15 protein-coding genes and 1 pseudogene are annotated in these 14,385 nt (G+C 58.1%); all 16 read right to left on the reverse strand.

Translation table 11 applies throughout. The features are described from left to right. Positions 1-54: 54 nt before the first annotated feature. The gene (ssb, locus tag Thiowin_RS19895; RefSeq protein ID WP_328984696.1) at positions 55-555 is read right to left on the reverse strand and encodes a single-stranded DNA-binding protein; all 501 of its coding nucleotides are present in this window, start codon (positions 553-555) and stop codon (positions 55-57) included. A 24-nt stretch (positions 556-579) separates the two neighbouring features. Beyond that, positions 580-771, reverse strand: a complete 192-nt coding sequence (locus Thiowin_RS19900) for a hypothetical protein (protein WP_328984697.1) — start codon at positions 769-771, stop codon at positions 580-582. Positions 772-1,422: 651 nt separating this feature from the next. Then, positions 1,423-1,608 carry a hypothetical protein gene (locus Thiowin_RS19905; protein ID WP_328984698.1) on the reverse strand — a complete coding sequence of 62 codons (186 nt, stop codon included), beginning with the start codon at positions 1,606-1,608 and terminating at the stop codon, positions 1,423-1,425. Beyond that, positions 1,608-2,081 (reverse strand): type II toxin-antitoxin system VapC family toxin, encoded by a 474-nt coding sequence (locus Thiowin_RS19910; protein ID WP_328984699.1) that lies wholly within the window; start codon positions 2,079-2,081, stop codon positions 1,608-1,610. The genes Thiowin_RS19905 and Thiowin_RS19910 overlap by 1 nt, the downstream gene beginning before the upstream one ends. 768 nt (positions 2,082-2,849) lie before the next feature. Then, complete coding sequence (locus Thiowin_RS19915; RefSeq protein WP_328984701.1) at positions 2,850-3,872, reverse strand: hypothetical protein; 1,023 nt, start codon at positions 3,870-3,872, stop codon at positions 2,850-2,852. Between the two features lie 61 nt (positions 3,873-3,933). Continuing rightward, positions 3,934-4,140: a hypothetical protein gene (locus Thiowin_RS19920; protein ID WP_328984702.1), complete on the reverse strand. Its 207-nt coding sequence runs from the start codon at positions 4,138-4,140 to the stop codon at positions 3,934-3,936. A 35-nt stretch (positions 4,141-4,175) separates the two neighbouring features. After that, positions 4,176-6,713, reverse strand: a complete 2,538-nt coding sequence (locus tag Thiowin_RS19925; protein ID WP_328984703.1) for a DEAD/DEAH box helicase — start codon at positions 6,711-6,713, stop codon at positions 4,176-4,178. Continuing rightward, positions 6,710-7,642 carry a hypothetical protein gene (locus Thiowin_RS19930; protein ID WP_328988201.1) on the reverse strand — a complete coding sequence of 311 codons (933 nt, stop codon included), beginning with the start codon at positions 7,640-7,642 and terminating at the stop codon, positions 6,710-6,712. The genes Thiowin_RS19925 and Thiowin_RS19930 overlap by 4 nt, the downstream gene beginning before the upstream one ends. Before the next feature lie 132 nt (positions 7,643-7,774). Further along, positions 7,775-8,359, reverse strand: a pseudogene (locus Thiowin_RS19935) (hypothetical protein); the annotation flags it as partial. Between the two features lie 6 nt (positions 8,360-8,365). Further along, positions 8,366-9,190, reverse strand: coding sequence for a DNA methyltransferase (locus Thiowin_RS19940; RefSeq protein WP_328984704.1), 825 nt, complete (start codon positions 9,188-9,190; stop codon positions 8,366-8,368). A gap of 133 nt (positions 9,191-9,323) precedes the next feature. Beyond that, a complete protein-coding gene (locus tag Thiowin_RS19945) occupies positions 9,324-9,599 on the reverse strand; it encodes a ParE family toxin-like protein (RefSeq protein WP_328984705.1) in 276 nt (91 codons plus the stop codon). Then, the gene (locus Thiowin_RS19950) at positions 9,596-9,793 is read right to left on the reverse strand and encodes a hypothetical protein (RefSeq protein WP_328984706.1); all 198 of its coding nucleotides are present in this window, start codon (positions 9,791-9,793) and stop codon (positions 9,596-9,598) included. The genes Thiowin_RS19945 and Thiowin_RS19950 overlap by 4 nt, the downstream gene beginning before the upstream one ends. Further along, a complete protein-coding gene (locus Thiowin_RS19955; RefSeq protein ID WP_328984707.1) occupies positions 9,744-11,717 on the reverse strand; it encodes a UvrD-helicase domain-containing protein in 1,974 nt (657 codons plus the stop codon). Before Thiowin_RS19955 ends, Thiowin_RS19950 begins: the two co-directional genes overlap by 50 nt. 18 nt (positions 11,718-11,735) lie before the next feature. Beyond that, positions 11,736-12,899 (reverse strand): hypothetical protein, encoded by a 1,164-nt coding sequence (locus Thiowin_RS19960; RefSeq protein ID WP_328984709.1) that lies wholly within the window; start codon positions 12,897-12,899, stop codon positions 11,736-11,738. Beyond that, positions 12,900-13,877 carry a hypothetical protein gene (locus Thiowin_RS19965; protein WP_328984710.1) on the reverse strand — a complete coding sequence of 326 codons (978 nt, stop codon included), beginning with the start codon at positions 13,875-13,877 and terminating at the stop codon, positions 12,900-12,902. Then, entirely contained in the window at positions 13,874-14,089 is a 216-nt protein-coding gene (locus Thiowin_RS19970; RefSeq protein ID WP_328984711.1) for a hypothetical protein, read from the reverse strand. Before Thiowin_RS19970 ends, Thiowin_RS19965 begins: the two co-directional genes overlap by 4 nt. Positions 14,090-14,385: the final 296 nt, after the last annotated feature.

Consider the following 14,385-nt stretch of genomic DNA (forward strand, 5'->3'; position numbering starts at 1 on the left):
TCCGATGCACCCAGCCAGACCGCTCGGTGGCGGCTGGCGAGGGGTTTGGTTGATTTAGAAGGGCGGGAAGTCGTCATCGAAGTCGACAGCGACTGGCTCACGGGGCGCGGGTCCGGCCTTGGTGGACTTCGCCGGCGCGCGCTTGCGGGTGCGTGCCGGCGGGGCAGTTGCATCGGTTGTCGGTGCGGGAACCGGTGCAGAGGTGGCGAGCGCATGCCCGTCGAGCATCTGCATGACGCCGCGCTGATCGACGACGATCTCGGTGCTGTAGCGGATCTGACCTTCCTGCGTGGTCCATTGCCGGGTGCGCAGGCGGCCTTCGACATAGAGGCGCGAGCCTTTGCCGAGGTACTCACCGGCGATCTCGGCGACACGGCCGAACAGCACCACGCGATGCCATTCGGCGCGCTCCTTCAGCTCGCCGGTGGTGCGATCCGTCCAACGCTCGCTGGTAGCGAGGTTGAGGTTGGCCACCGCATCGCCGCTGGGCAACTGACGCAGATCGGGGTCTTGGCCGAGGTTGCCGATCAGGATGACTTTGTTGATACCAGACATGGTTGGATCTCCAGAAAGACGGGGTTAAAACGGAACCTGCTCGAGACTGACGAACCGGCCGTCGAAGAAACGGACTTCATCGCCGAGAAAGCGGCTGAGGTCAGCCAGGGCGCGGCGATGCAGGCGGTTGAGGTGGCGATCGAGCCGGGCGCGCTTGGCCTCGGCGGCCATGAACAGCGCATGGCTGATCGCCATGGCATTGGGAACTGACACCATGGGCCGCCCCGAAGGTTGAGGATGGATTGGACGCGAGGGCGACACGCCCCTTCTCCCAGGGCGCGCCAGCGCATCTTTCGGCTATGCGAAAGGCAGCACAGCCGTTGTTGCGGTGGAGAGAGGCAGGTCAAGGGTACTGTGGCGGTGCGTCGGATTGGGGCTCAGTGCGCAGGAGAATGCACGGTGACGCAGACCGTCCCCTTCACCAGCGCCGCCAGGCGCGGACCGGTTCGGGACGGGTGAGCTGTGTCGCTAAAACCAGCGCTGCTTGGTTGTCATGGGATGACGCGCGCTGAAACGCATTCGGCCCGCCAGGGGCTTGGGACTCCGGTGCTTGAACACGAAACCGAAATCCGAAGTGGGGGGTGGGGTTTCAGTTCCCGGGGATGGGGGATTTCGGGTGGGCGGGCAGCAAGGCTGTCTAAAGCTGTTATTGGAGATCTGCTACCACATGCAAAGTGATTTGGATCTCGCGTTTTAAACGGCCTGGTATAAAGGCCCCGGTTGAACAGCTTTGGGAAAGAAGCGAGCGCTTCTGTGTTATGGGATTAATCCATCCCGGTCGGTTTGTTTTTATTCATCTCCACTTTGAGCGGGAGACGAATCACCGGCTCATGGGCGACGCAGGGCTACCGGGTTGCGAGCCGCAACTTAGGCGACTTTGGCCATCATTTTTACCGGTCTTACGGGTTTTGCCGTCAAAGAAACGACAGGCCGCCCGGTTTTCCCTTGTTTTGCGCGGATATCCTGACAGATCGCGTGAAGGTCATAGCCAAACTGACCGGCGTATTCTTCGCGAGTTTTACGGATTTCCTCTACGATAGGGTCTTTCCACATCAGTCATACCTCATTAATTCCTGCGGTGTGCAGATTGTCGGCGGTTCATAGCTGAATTCCCGGCAAACCGCCTCGACCTTGGGGCGCAAAACAGCATTTGCAATATGTGCGCAATTCCAGGTGAGTAAATAATCCATGCCGTTCAATGCGGCGACCGCAATGTGCAATGCGTCAATTTTTGCTTTCTCGGGCAAAGGCACCTTTTGGATGAGGGTCCCCGCAAAAATCTCGACATCTTCCGTGACATCAAGTTCGGGAATATTCTTCAGTTGCTCAAGTCTTTTTTGTGCCGCCGCCTGGTCTCCGGCGCCAGCTTCCAGAATAACCAGTGCCGATGTATACAAGTCAAACCGGTCGCGATCATCCCACCTTTCCGCGGTCATTTCCTGATTTCCCGCCACAATCAAGTCACGACTGCGTCTGGCGCACAAGTAACTTGGAATACTGGTTTCAATGCAAACCTTCGGTTTCAATGCCCATACCCTTCAATGAGAATGATCTCTTGCAACATGACAATTCTATAGAGATGCTGATATGCAGCCCCGGGAAATACCTTCGGGAGAAGAAGTACCTTATTCGCGTTGATACCTTTTCACGTTGTGAGAACTGAAGGGCCAATGTCAGTTTGGCAAGGTCAAATTGACGGATTTTCTAAGCAATTCGACCCAGGCCCCATTTCGCCCAGCCGGTCTCCAACTGAGGTCAAGCGCATCGGCCTTGAGCATCGGCGCTGCCGATCTCGGCTTTCTTGAAGCTTAATGTGCTAATCTTGTCTCAGTCCTTGCGGCAAAATCCCGCTGCGGTCGCCGCCAGCACCAACCCTGGTGATCCATTCCTGACTGGGTGAGAGTTTCGTTCGCTGAGGCGCGGGCCAGCGACGCAAGGAACATCGGCGCGTCAGGCGACGCCGAGCTTTAACCGCAGCCTTGTTTGCTCGCCTTGTTCCGCCTTCGTTATCTTGCAATGGCGCGCCACTCTTATCAGGCGTCTTCATCGGCATTGGATTCACCCCTGCTTTGATCCAAAAAAAACCTTGGTCGATCAATTCTCGCCGCGATAGCCGCCCTGACGGTCAATACGGCAGGGTGTCCAGCGTCCGGACTGGACGGGATGCAACGGTCGAGATGCGAGCCGACCGGACCAGGGCCGCGGGGTTTTTCGGGTATACCCCATTGACCACGGCGCGAGTGTGTCGGTCGTATTGGATTGGCAGATTTGCAGCGGTCAGCAACCAGCCCCGCTCAGTTCTTCCGTTCGGCAACGTCCAGCGGACATTCGGCATAGCGGACCATGACGCCCGGCGCGGTCTCGCCTTCCTGATAATCACGCTGAACTACCTCCGCCAGATGCCGACCGGCGGCATGACAAAGCGCCCGATGCGATTCTTGCAGCAGGAAAAACCGATTCTGTTCGCTCCTTGGCGGCACGACGCAGCCATGATGACCAAGCCAAAAACCGCGTTGGATAAAATCAACCCAGCGATGGAAGGCGCGCCAGGCTTCCCAGCGCGTGAAATAGCGGGGAGGCCAGGAGAGAGGCCGCGGCACCGCGCCATTGACCCGTATCAAATCATGTCCATCGTCAACCTCGAAAAAGCCAAATTCGATTAGCGTCCCGGCCGACCACAGCGGCGATGGATCCGGGAGGTTGTCGAGATCGAGATCCAATAAGCGTTCCAGCGCCATCCCGCCGATACTGGGTTCCAACTCATCAACTTGAAATGGCGCCAGATGCGAATACTCGCGTTGCAGCGCTTCGACGCCATAGGTCTCCGACATCGCCTCAATGGGCACCGGATTGATTGCGCGCTCGCGCAACTCGCAAACCAACGCGCGCAGTTCAGCTTCATACTGACATCGCTCAAAGGTCAGGCGAATAAAACCATCCTTGTCGTTCAACGAGTCGTCCAGGGCTGGTGCAAGTCCTTTGAGATCGACTTCCCAGACAATTTGCTGTCGGTATGGATGGCTGACGAAAATCGGGGCTTCCAGTCCGGCGTCGTCCGCGATCCCGCAGGTAGATGTCAAGATCCAGTGCGCGCCCGGTCGCTCCAGCGAATCAAGCAAACTGAAGCTGTCACAGACGATGTCGCGCGCGAAGAGTTCGGGATGGCACAGCGGAAAAATTAGCGTCGCTTGCAGGATCACATAAGGCGGATCGGCAAAACATATCCAGGCATAGCGCGCTTGCCATCCCAGACGGGCGGGCAAGTCCAGTAACGGCGTGGCCGCTGGTCGGTCATCGCTCGGATGAGATGTCTGCATCGTCAGCGCCTCACTCAAGCCCCGAGCATGGCTTCGCGACACGGCCGCGGACGACGGGAGATCAGGACTCGCTCTCCTGTCCCGTCGATTCTTCGGCAATCGGAAACTTCCGCCGCATTTCGGCGACCTCGACGCCGAAGTGAAAGGCGGCTGTGTTGAGGATGGCCTTGGCGTGGGGGTCGTTCATTTCCCGCGCTCGTGCATGAAGCCAGGTAATAGCCACGCGCAGACCGTCGTGATACCCGCGTCGATAGTCGTTGGCTTTCATCGTGATGCCTGGTTACCACCTAATCAACACCCGTATCAGTTACCTATAACGCAGCACGTTTCAAACACCGCATCCAACTGCGGATTGGATGTCACTAGCAGGATCTTGTTGATGATACTGGTATCGTTCAGTTCAAGCCGGTGAAAATGCCCGCTGCTGTCTTTGCGCAGGAGTTCAATCCTTCCAAACAAGTGCCCGTGCTCTTCGGCAAAGCGTGCGAGGCCGATGGCTTTCTCGAAGTTATCGCCTCGGCTGGGGTCGTGGGGTTCGAGGATGTCGAAGAGGTAGCCGGATACGGTGCCGTCGGCGGCGGTCTGCTGCCGCACGATGACGAGGTCGGGGAACATGGGGCGAATCTCGCCGCCGGTTTGGTAGGGGATTTCCAGTGACCAGGACTTGCGGTCGAGGTTGCGCAGCCAGGCCACGACCTCGGGCTTGGTGAGTTCGAGTTCGAGGAGGTCGTGTTCCCAGGTGCCGAGGTCGGCGCGAAACTGGCCGTCTTCCTCCAGGTACAGGTGTTTGTCGTAAGCGGGTGCCTTGTCGCTGCGACGAAAGGGAATAGACTCGTCTAAACACCAAGGTTCTGGTTTGGGTTTTGCCGTTGCTCTGCGCAGCTTGTTGTAACGCTGTCGTTCTCGTTCAGGCAGCTTGCCGATGGCCTGCTTGTGCTGATCATAGAGGGCATTGAAGGCGCTTTCGGCCTTGGCTTCCAGATCGGCGATGCACTGCGGTTGTCGGCTCAGCACAATGGCTTCGACTTTCACCTCCAGGGCATCGCGCTCGGCGTGGGCTTGCCAATAGGCTTGATGCAGGGCATTGCTGAACGTGCGGCCGGCCTCGGCGAATTGGCGTTCAATGTCGGCCTCGGATGCATCCAACTCGTAGTCACGCACGGGTGTGGTGAGGCCGCTGCCGAGCATCTCCGGGTTGTCTGGATCAGCCTCGGCGGTGATGGTGGTGACCTTGACCCGGGTGATGGCCGCTTCGGCCTTGGCGTAGCGGCCGTCGGCTTTGAGCTGGTCGATCTCCTGCTCCATCCAAGCGATCATTTGCTGCTTGGCCTGCTTCCAAGCCGATGGCTCGATGTCGTCGATGTTCAAGCGCCGGGCTAAATCGACATAGCGGCGGATCGGACTTTGGGCGCGCACCGCATTGACGCGATAGGTCATGAGCGCTGCGTTGGCGGCGAAGATGGCTTCGGTCCCTGGCCGACGGGTCAGGATCACCAGCTCGCGGCTGGACCCTGTCTCTGCCGGGGGTGTTTCCTCGACGTTATTCAGATCCGCGATCACGGCCTTGACGGCCTCTGCATCGAAGTGCGGCAGAAACAAATGCACGTCGTTCAGCGCGGCATCGCGCTCGATGCGCCGGGCCAACGGGGTGCGTACCATGCGCCCGAGCAGTTGGGCGATGTAAGTGTGATCCTCGGCGCGCCGGAAGGACATCATCACCTCGGCGCGCGGGCAGTCCCAGCCGGTCGATAGGCTGGTCTTGAAGAACACCACGCCGATGTCTTTGTTCTCGTCGATGCGCGAGGCATCCACCCGGCGGATATTGTGATCACCAATCGCCAGGTCGCCGCAGTCGTGCAGCGCATGCACGGCCTCGCCTTCGCGCAGGCGCACACCGGTGGCGCGCTCGATGGCGGCGATGGCGGCGGCGAGATCGGTGCGCGAGGTCTGGGTGTCGGTGCCGTTTTCAATCTGCACGACCAGCACTGGCCAGACGCGCTGCGGTTCGTTCTCAGCCGTGCAGTAGGCATCCCAGGCGTGGCGCATCTGCTGCCAGGTGCGGGCGGCCTCCTCAAGCAAGGTCATTTCCGCCTCACCCGCCGCGTCTGGGTGGTGAATCGGCACGCGATCCTTCAGTAAGCCCGAAGCCCGTACCTCAGCGACTGGCACCGTGACTTTGTGCTGGGTGTGGGGCGCCTGTTCCAGCAGATCGACGAAGCGCTTGGGGGTGGCCGAGATGCCGATGACCAGCGGCATCGGGATCAGGCCGCTGGCGGGATGGCCGAGCAGAAAACGCTGCACCAAGGTGCGGGCTTCCTTGAGATTGCGCGCGCTGGTCATGCCGCGATGGGCTTCGTCGATAACCAGGTAGAAGCGCTCCGGGGCCAAGCGGGCGGTGTTGGTGAAGGTGCTCCAAATCGGGTAAGCCCGCCCATCGCCCTGGCGGGTCAGGCGCTTGTCGTTGCCGAGCTTTTGAATGTTGATGAAGTGAATCACCCCCGGCTCCAAGCGCTCGCGGTCGAAATCGGCGTCGATGGTCAGCAGGCGCTGCTCGCCGATGCGATCCGACACCTGATTGATGCGCCGATGCGTCTGCTCGTTCAGCTCGGGCATGTCGGACAGCCAGAGGATGGAGGCATCGGGCTGGGCCTCCAGGCCCAGGGCGCCGAAGAGAATGTCCTCGAACAGCGCGGCCATCATCACCGTCTTGCCGCTGCCGGTCGGGGCGGAGAAAGAAATCGCCTGCGGGTAGTCCGGGCTGGCCAGTTCGCGTGCCTGTTTGACGCGGATGCGCAACTGCTCGAGCGCGGCCTCCTGGAAATCGAACAGCTCGAATTTCATGCGCCGGCCTCCCGTCGCGCCGCCTGCGCGGGGTCGATATTGATCAAAAAGTTCTCCAGATAATCCCGATAGAGCTGGACGGTTTCCAGTTCGGGATTGGTGCGCGCTAGGCGGGCGCGTGCCTCGGCGGATAATTCCTGGAACGCCTCCTCGGCATCGGTGACGATGAACAGCAGGCGCAACTGGGTGCGCCCAGCGAGGGCCTGCAACAGCGGCTGCATGGCACCTTCATCGAGCAGCACCGCGAAAGGATTGGCCGCCGGTGCGAAGAAGGCGGGCTCGGGCTGATCGGTCGGCAACGCGGGGCGCGGGCCGATGGCTCCGGCTTTCAGCCAGAGCAAGGGCAGGATTTCGTGAAAGGCGCGCTTGAGTGCGACGCGATGTTGGTCGAGAAAATCCAGGCGGAAATAGGCCAGATTGGCGGCGAAGCCGTCGGCGAGCGGGCGCTTTTCTTCCTCGGTCAAGCGCAAGGGGCCGAGCAGGTTGTGCACCTCGGCTTTGATCTGGTCGAAGACCTTCTTGGTGGTGGCCACGACATAGAGGTCCGTGATCTGCTCTTGTCCCGCCAGCGCATCGAGCCAGTCAGCGGCCGCCGTCTCATCGAACAGCACACTGGTGGTATGTTCCTCCGAGACGATGAAGGCGTCGTCCTCGGTCGCGAGCTTTTGCGGCAGGCCAGGCAGGAGCGCGACCAGTTGCTTTTTGCGCGCAGCGGTGGTGAGCGCGGCGGGGTCGACAAAGCCAATATGGACGATGCGGCGCGGTCGCTCGCGTTCCGCCGTGCCGCCGGTCAGATAGTCACCGTGCAGTGGGGTGCCATCGTCGCGCTGCCCGCGAATGGTGAACTTGCTGCGCGGCCAGGTGACCGAGCGGCAGATGCCCTCGGCTTCCCAGGCATCATCCCCTGGTTGCAGTCCGCGAGCGCGCATGGCTTCGGTCTCGTCACCAGAGACTTCATTGTTGGTGACCAGGATACAGCGGCGCTGACCGCCGTCCGTGGCGTTGAGAAGATTGACGGCGTTTAGAGTGGTGCCGCTGCCGGCGAAGAAGTCGAGGACTAAGGCCCCCTTTCGATCACCGATAGCAGCTTCGATGCAATCCTTTGTCGAATAAACCGATTTTGGGAAAGAAAACTTGCTCCGCGAGCCAAGTGCGGATTCAAGAAGTTTAGAACCACCACTGCCCCCGGCAGTATGTCGACCTCTAAACCATATTGTACGCGCAACATACCGCTTAGGTGTCCGTCGTTCTAATCGCGCTTCTTTCCTGTCCCCATAACCGAGAACGATGGTTTCGCCTTCGTCAATAGCATTAACTGTGCCTTCTAGCAAATATCTTATGGTCCAAGTACCGCGCGAATTATCTCGTGAAGAAACATAAGCGAAACCTCTGCTTGCTAGATACTTCAGCCTATTTCGATCTACTCGCCATATACCCAATCTCCCATCATTTCGTACAGGCCAAGCTAGTAAGTTACCGTTTTTCTCAAGCTCTCGATTGCGCTCCTCCTGGACATCTAATGTCTCGTCGTCATGAAAGACCATTGGTAGTCCAACATCGATGATTTGGGTTCCGGATGAGTCAATAACAACTGGATAACATAAATTGGTACGATGCTTCCGGTACCATGATGTACCGCCTCTCATTAAAGCTTACCAACGTATATGAGACGAGCGTTTTTCCGACTGCGGCAGCAACATATCATCTGCCACGAAGCAAGGCTCGGTATCCGAAAGAAAGCAGAAAATAGCGTATTCCTCAACGCGTGATAATCCTTCTCCCGAAGACCCGCTAGGGTTGATGCAAATAGATACCAGTTGACGATTGCTATCAGGAAATATATCAGCCAAAAGCATACCGAGATGGTGAAGCTCATTTCGATCAATTGTGGCGATCAATACACCTCGTCGTTGATTCAAGAGTATTCTTGCCAACCGCAACCGCTTCTCCATAAAGGACAACCACTTGGAATGTCGCCAGGCGTCATTCCCATCAACATAATCGTTGTTGTACTTCCAATCCCGCGCTCCGGTGTTATAGGGCGGATCGATATAGATGCAGTCCACCTGCCCGGCATAGAGATAGCCCAGCAATTGCAATGCATGGTAATTGTCGGCCTCGATCAGACAATGCCAGGGCGCATCGGCCGGACCGTTCTGGACTTGATCCATGGGAGTCAGCGCGGGGAAAATCGGCTCGCCGAACTGCCGCACCACGATCAGATCCGCCAGCGGCCAGTCAAAGCGCGCGCCGGCATCGGCGGTTCCCTCCGGTCGCACACACTCAGCCACCCCGTCGCGCACCCGGCGCACCCGCCAGCGGTCAGTCAGCGACGCGCCTTTCTTTGCGACTAGATCACCGCGCCTGGGCGTGACCTTGGGCAGCGGGACCAACTCCGGTAAATGACGGTCGAACACCAGGCCAAACTGGCGCGTCTTGCGCACCTCCGCCCACTCGCGCTTGAGCTGCTCACGCACGCGCGGCTCGGAGACTTGGGCAATCAGATCATCAAGCGAGGCCAATGGTGACTCCTTGGCGAGGGGCTATTCAGGGAAAGGGTGCAAGGGACGAATGGCGGCCGATCACGCCAGCCTGATCCGTGACGGATCGCTAATGCTCGCCAGTACGCGGCTGCGCCAGTATCTGATCGTACCGGCGATGCGGGCCGATCCAAAACCAGACGAGACCCTCAGCGCGTTCCTTGGCCAGGGCACGATAACCTCGGCTGACCCGCGCTGACCAGAAAGGTCCGACGCGCTTGAGCCGCAGAGACGGGTGTGTCGGATCCTCGCGCAACAGCGCGAACTGCTTATCCGCGACCTTGCGCACCGCTGCTGGAAGCTGATGGTACCGCGCCCAGAAGTCCGACGTGGCAAAGTGTTTCAAAGTGGTGTGCAGCGACCAGCTTCAAAGTCCGCATCCGCGCGCCGCCCAGCCTCGTCAAGGCGGCCCGCGCGCGCGTCGTCTTCGATCTGGTCATCCCACTGCGCATCGAGGTAGTCCTCGAACCAGTCAGCGAAGTAGCGCAGTTTATCTGGTGGCAGTTGGGTGATCTGTTGTTGGAGTTGGGTGATCGTCATGATGTTGTGATCTGCTGTATGGCTGATGACGCGGCGGGCCAAGCTCCTGGAAGTCTGGCCAGCTCCGTCCAAATTCCCGATATTCTCGAGCCGCGCAGACGACTGTCAACCAGCTGCCTTCGCGGTGGCGTTTTAAGCGTGTCAGGCCGGTGTAGACCAAGGCCGGCGTGCGAGCGGTTACCCTCGCGCCGATCAGTAGTACGATGGCGCGCGCCTCCCAGCCCTTGAAGCTATGGATTGTAGTCGCTTTGTTTGTGGCATGACCCATAAAGAAGAGTTGCTTCTTTTTCCTGGCATCACGGCTATTCCCGCTAAAGGTATGCGAACAGTTAATGTTTGTTGATTTTAATGTATTAACGAAAGCCTCTCCGTCCTGTTGCGAGTCGCTCAGAAAGACGATATCGGTTATCGCAAGCAGTTGAGGATCGGCCTGAGGTGATAAACGCAGAAATTCTTCGTGGCATCTTTGTATGGCATCTGCTTCTGGAGTTTGTACCCAGCGCAGATGACATGGGTAGAGATCCAGTTCAGGGTTCTTCAGCCTGTCTGTTGTTGTGGGTAAATCAATATCTTCTGCTTTGAGATGTGAGGTGGCGAATCGGCCGGCCATGTCGATTAAGTTTTGTGGTAGCCGATAGCAGACATCCAACCGGACCCAAGGGCCGGTGAAGCCAGCACCCTGCATCGCTTGTTCGGTCCAAGTGGATGCTGTTTGATAGACATCCTGGGTGACATCAGCAGCGAGCAACATCTCAGCATCTGGCTTGCGGACTTTGCGCAGGACAGCCCACCACTCTGGAAGGAAGTCCTGCCCCTCGTCGACCAAGATCGCATCATACTTCTGCACCAAGTGGCCCGGATGGCGGTCAATACATTCGGCGACCAATTCTGGCAGCAACTTGTTCAACACATCCTCAGTACTGCATGGGTCTGGGCTTTCCTCATCCATGGCCCTTTTCCATAAACTGCGGTACCGGCCCTGATGGCCTGTCTTCTCGCAGACGATCTTGCACCAGTAGTGAAAGTTGTACCAAGTCACATTGGAAACCGCATTCCCTTTGTATTCTGGACAACGAATCACAAGTTCACGGAGGTAGTTGATCAAGGTGAGATTGAAGGTGATGACAAGTACGCTTTTGTTCTGTGCAACAAGGTCGGAGACACGAGCGGCGAGTACCAAGGACTTACCCGACCCAGCCGGGCCTTTTATGCGTCTAAAGCCACTCGATGTGCGGGTTGTTGCAAGACGTATCTGATTGCTATCGAGTTCCAACCGGTCACGCGTTTCATCTGAATGATCCGGTTCAACCAGCCAACTGCGCAGATCCTGAGCGGTTTCCGGACTCATATACATTGAACGACTGCGGTATGCTTCCGGGAAAACAAACTTAACGTCGTTCGCGGCGAGTGGTTCTTTCCCTGAGATCGGGTAGTAGGGCATGGCTGCTTCGGCCCGCATGCCATACCTATCAAGCGTGGGACCGAGTATCTGTTGCACGGCACCATGGCTAGAAAAGGGAAATATCGCGCCTGCACTAATCACGGATATTGATTTGTTCCCAGCAAGCCGTGGGCAGTAGAGGTTGGCAAGCTCGGTCTTGATGAGATGTAACTCGTGGACGGGATTGCGGCGCTTTGATGTTTGGACGGTATTGGGGTTACCGGTCAAATAGGTATCACCTGTTTCCAAGGCATCCGGGTTACTGTCTAGATCGAAGTCACGGATTTCAAAAATAGCGATCCCGGCTTGCGGGCGCAGTAGAACGATGTCGGGCCGAAGTCCGTTGAGGTGGGGTTTGATGTAAAACTCCCACTCAGGGGATAAATGCCGGTTGAAGAAATCAATGACCAGGCGTTCGCCAGCTGACAATGGTGGGTTCAGTTTGGATAGCTCGACTAACGGCGGTGAAGTGACCCGAATCATGTTGCTGTGTCTTTACCGTCAGTCGATGATGCTCAACATACTTTGGTGCTGTTGCGCATTGACGACGGCTGCAAGCTGGGCGGGTGACTTTAGCTTGACGAGAAAGCCGCAACCTTGGTTATTCGGTAGCCAACGCGGACAGCCGAGAAAGTAGCGGTCCAGTATGTTATCGGTTGCATCGCGTTTGGAACGCAAGCGCAAGCGTTCACCATGAATCGGACAGCGGTAGCCGTCGATACCCATGCTGCTTTTGTTCTGCTGGCTACGGATGCTCTCAACCACTTGCTGCAAGCGAGCAGCCCTTTGCGGGCTGCGAACATGACCGTCTAACTCGGTTGGGGTCAATTCAAACTCTTTCCGGTTGCGATTGGCAAATAAGCTCAGGTCTTCAGGACTGAGCCTCGCGGTTTGGGTGCAAGCACGATGGTTATGTGCATCGATGTGGTACCAGCCGGAGCAACCCCAGAAAACCTCGTTGGCTTGGACAGTCGCTTGATCGCGACGCCACTGAAGGACCATCGGCCTCCCACACACGGGGCAGGCTTTGTTGTAGGTGCTCTGGCCGACGTGGTACTGAAGAATGTGGGTGGTGCTGTCGGCGATGTTGATGACTTGGTAGTCTTTCTCCTCGCGGACGATGGTCTCAGCGTTGTTGAACTTGTCGAGAGTACCAAGCTCTTGGGAAAGCCGAGCGCGCTCGGCTGTGAGTTGACGCGAGCGTTGTCGGTCGGCTTCGGTTAGTCCGCCTCGGTCGAAGTAGCGCTTGCGTAGGGCAAGGATCTCTTCGTTGATCTGCTGGAGCTGACGTTCCGTCTGTTCCTGCTGTTGCGAGGCAGGTTCCGGGCGTTCAGATAGGTCGAGTTCGCGGAGTTTCTGGTTGATCTGATCTCGCCGTTTGCGAAGCTCAGCATGACGATGATGTTCGGCTGGTAGGAGACCGCGCTCCTCATGTTTGCGCTTTAGAGAGATTAGCTCATCATTGATTCCCGCGCGTTCGTCGAGGAGCTTCTCTTTAACCGTCCGGTCCCGGTGCTCTCTTGCCGATTTCTCGATCTTGTCTACAAGGATTTTGGCTGCACTGACGACCTCGCGAGCGACCTCTTGCGTGGCCTTGGCGACTGCCGTCCCAACTTGGACGAAGGCGTTGAAGATGCCGCCGACGAGGTCGAAAAAGAAGCCCATTCAGGCTATCCCAAGGCCAAGTTGCTGCCGGTAGAAGGCGGCGCGTCTGGCCATGCGCCGATTGTTCTTGCGCACGAAGGCGACGAGGTCGTCGATGCTTTGCAGCTCGTCGAAAAACAGCCCGATGGCAAATGCGCCGACGATGCCTAAGGCGATGCTGTCAGTGAAGACCTTGATCAGAGCACCAACCGCCAATGCCGTACCAGCGCGCGCGGCGCGAGCGGCGGCGACCTCGGCGGCATCGGCGATGGTTTGTTTGGCCATGATGACCTGATAGCCCTGGGTGGCCGCGATCAGCAACAAGGGAAGCAGTGGGTTGAATTGGTGCCAGAAGTTGTCCAGGAGGCTGTCGCCAGTGACTTCCAGCCCATCTCGCGTCAGTTGTTCGAGATCGGCATCGGAGATCCCGGTATCCAGCACCATTTGATCGGGGCCGAAATGGCTGGCGACCTCCGAGGTGGCGAGGATTTGAATGTCTGGGTAAGTCTCCAAAGCGTCGAGCACATAGGATGCGCTGTCGGTGGCCTTGGCTTGGAGGTACTGACTGATCTGCCCGTCTGGAGCCAGGATTTGCAGATCCCAGCCGGGTTGGCTGAGGTGTTCTGCCACGACGGCTTGGTAGCCTGGTGGTAGCAGCAGGTCTCCCACCTGTTCGCCCTTGTTTAAGCTGTCGGCGAGCAGGTACTCGAAGTATTTGCCTTTGGCGCTGGAGAGGATCCCCATGAGTTGGGCATCGCTCAGACTGCTGAGCTGAGAGGCGTCGAAATGGGGGTTGGTATCCTGGATGGCCCGCAAGACGAGCGGATCGGCGGACGCGATGTCGTTAAGGCTCAGTGCGGCGGCAGCGGCGGCGAGGTCGAGCAATCGGCTGGAACGATACTGCGCGTAGCGTTCCCTGAGCCGCTTGACGGCGTCGATGTTGGTATCGATAAGGGGCTCGTAGCGTGCCAGCAGGGGGTCGAGGTAGTCGGCGTTCATCGCAGCTTTAGACCAAGATCGGGGGCAGGTTCAGCGGCTCCAGACATGGCAGCGACCAGGGAGGCGAGTTGCCCTTCAAGTGTGGCGATGCGGTCTTCGTGCGAGCGGATGGTGTTGTGCAGATGGGTGATGTAGGCGTCCATGCCGGTTAGAACCTCTTCAATGCGCTGGTAATTTTCGCGCAGTTCGGATTTGAGTTCGTCACTAGGCATGGGTCGGGTTGCAGATGTTGTGGGAAAACCGTGGTTTTGTGGTTTTTTGCCGGGGGCCTAGCCAGCGATTTTGCGCGGGCCTCAGCAGCTGCGGTCTTTGGTCTGCGTAGTCGAGCAACAGTGACGTCGCCGTGCCCTCACATCAGTCAAGTGTAGACAAGGAAGTGCGTGGTTGCTAGTAGACGGAGGTGGAATTTTTTTCCGAGCAACCGCTTGTCGGCTCTGTATGTTATTCTTTTTAAAGAGGTTCAGAAGGTTCGTGGGCCGTGTGCCACATCTGGAACAAGAGATAACTT

The sequence above is a fragment of the Thiorhodovibrio winogradskyi genome (assembly GCF_036208045.1).
Taxonomy (GTDB): Bacteria; Pseudomonadota; Gammaproteobacteria; order Chromatiales; family Chromatiaceae; genus Thiorhodovibrio; species Thiorhodovibrio winogradskyi.

Excerpts from the sequence above, each read along its gene's own strand:
- ssb (WP_328984696.1), bottom strand. The coding sequence starts at position 555 with ATGTCTGGTATCAACAAAGTCATCCTGATCGGCAACCTCGGCCAAGAC.
- Thiowin_RS19900 (WP_328984697.1), bottom strand. The coding sequence starts at position 771 with ATGGTGTCAGTTCCCAATGCCATGGCGATCAGCCATGCGCTGTTCATG.
- Thiowin_RS19905 (WP_328984698.1), bottom strand. The coding sequence starts at position 1,608 with ATGTGGAAAGACCCTATCGTAGAGGAAATCCGTAAAACTCGCGAAGAA.
- Thiowin_RS19915 (WP_328984701.1), bottom strand. The coding sequence starts at position 3,872 with ATGCAGACATCTCATCCGAGCGATGACCGACCAGCGGCCACGCCGTTA.
- Thiowin_RS19920 (WP_328984702.1), bottom strand. The coding sequence starts at position 4,140 with ATGAAAGCCAACGACTATCGACGCGGGTATCACGACGGTCTGCGCGTG.
- Thiowin_RS19925 (WP_328984703.1), bottom strand. The coding sequence starts at position 6,713 with ATGAAATTCGAGCTGTTCGATTTCCAGGAGGCCGCGCTCGAGCAGTTG.
- Thiowin_RS19930 (WP_328988201.1), bottom strand. The coding sequence starts at position 7,642 with ATGCGCGCTCGCGGACTGCAACCAGGGGATGATGCCTGGGAAGCCGAG.
- Thiowin_RS19950 (WP_328984706.1), bottom strand. The coding sequence starts at position 9,793 with ATGACGATCACCCAACTCCAACAACAGATCACCCAACTGCCACCAGAT.
- Thiowin_RS19955 (WP_328984707.1), bottom strand. The coding sequence starts at position 11,717 with ATGATTCGGGTCACTTCACCGCCGTTAGTCGAGCTATCCAAACTGAAC.
- Thiowin_RS19960 (WP_328984709.1), bottom strand. The coding sequence starts at position 12,899 with ATGGGCTTCTTTTTCGACCTCGTCGGCGGCATCTTCAACGCCTTCGTC.
- Thiowin_RS19965 (WP_328984710.1), bottom strand. The coding sequence starts at position 13,877 with ATGAACGCCGACTACCTCGACCCCCTGCTGGCACGCTACGAGCCCCTT.
- Thiowin_RS19970 (WP_328984711.1), bottom strand. The coding sequence starts at position 14,089 with ATGCCTAGTGACGAACTCAAATCCGAACTGCGCGAAAATTACCAGCGC.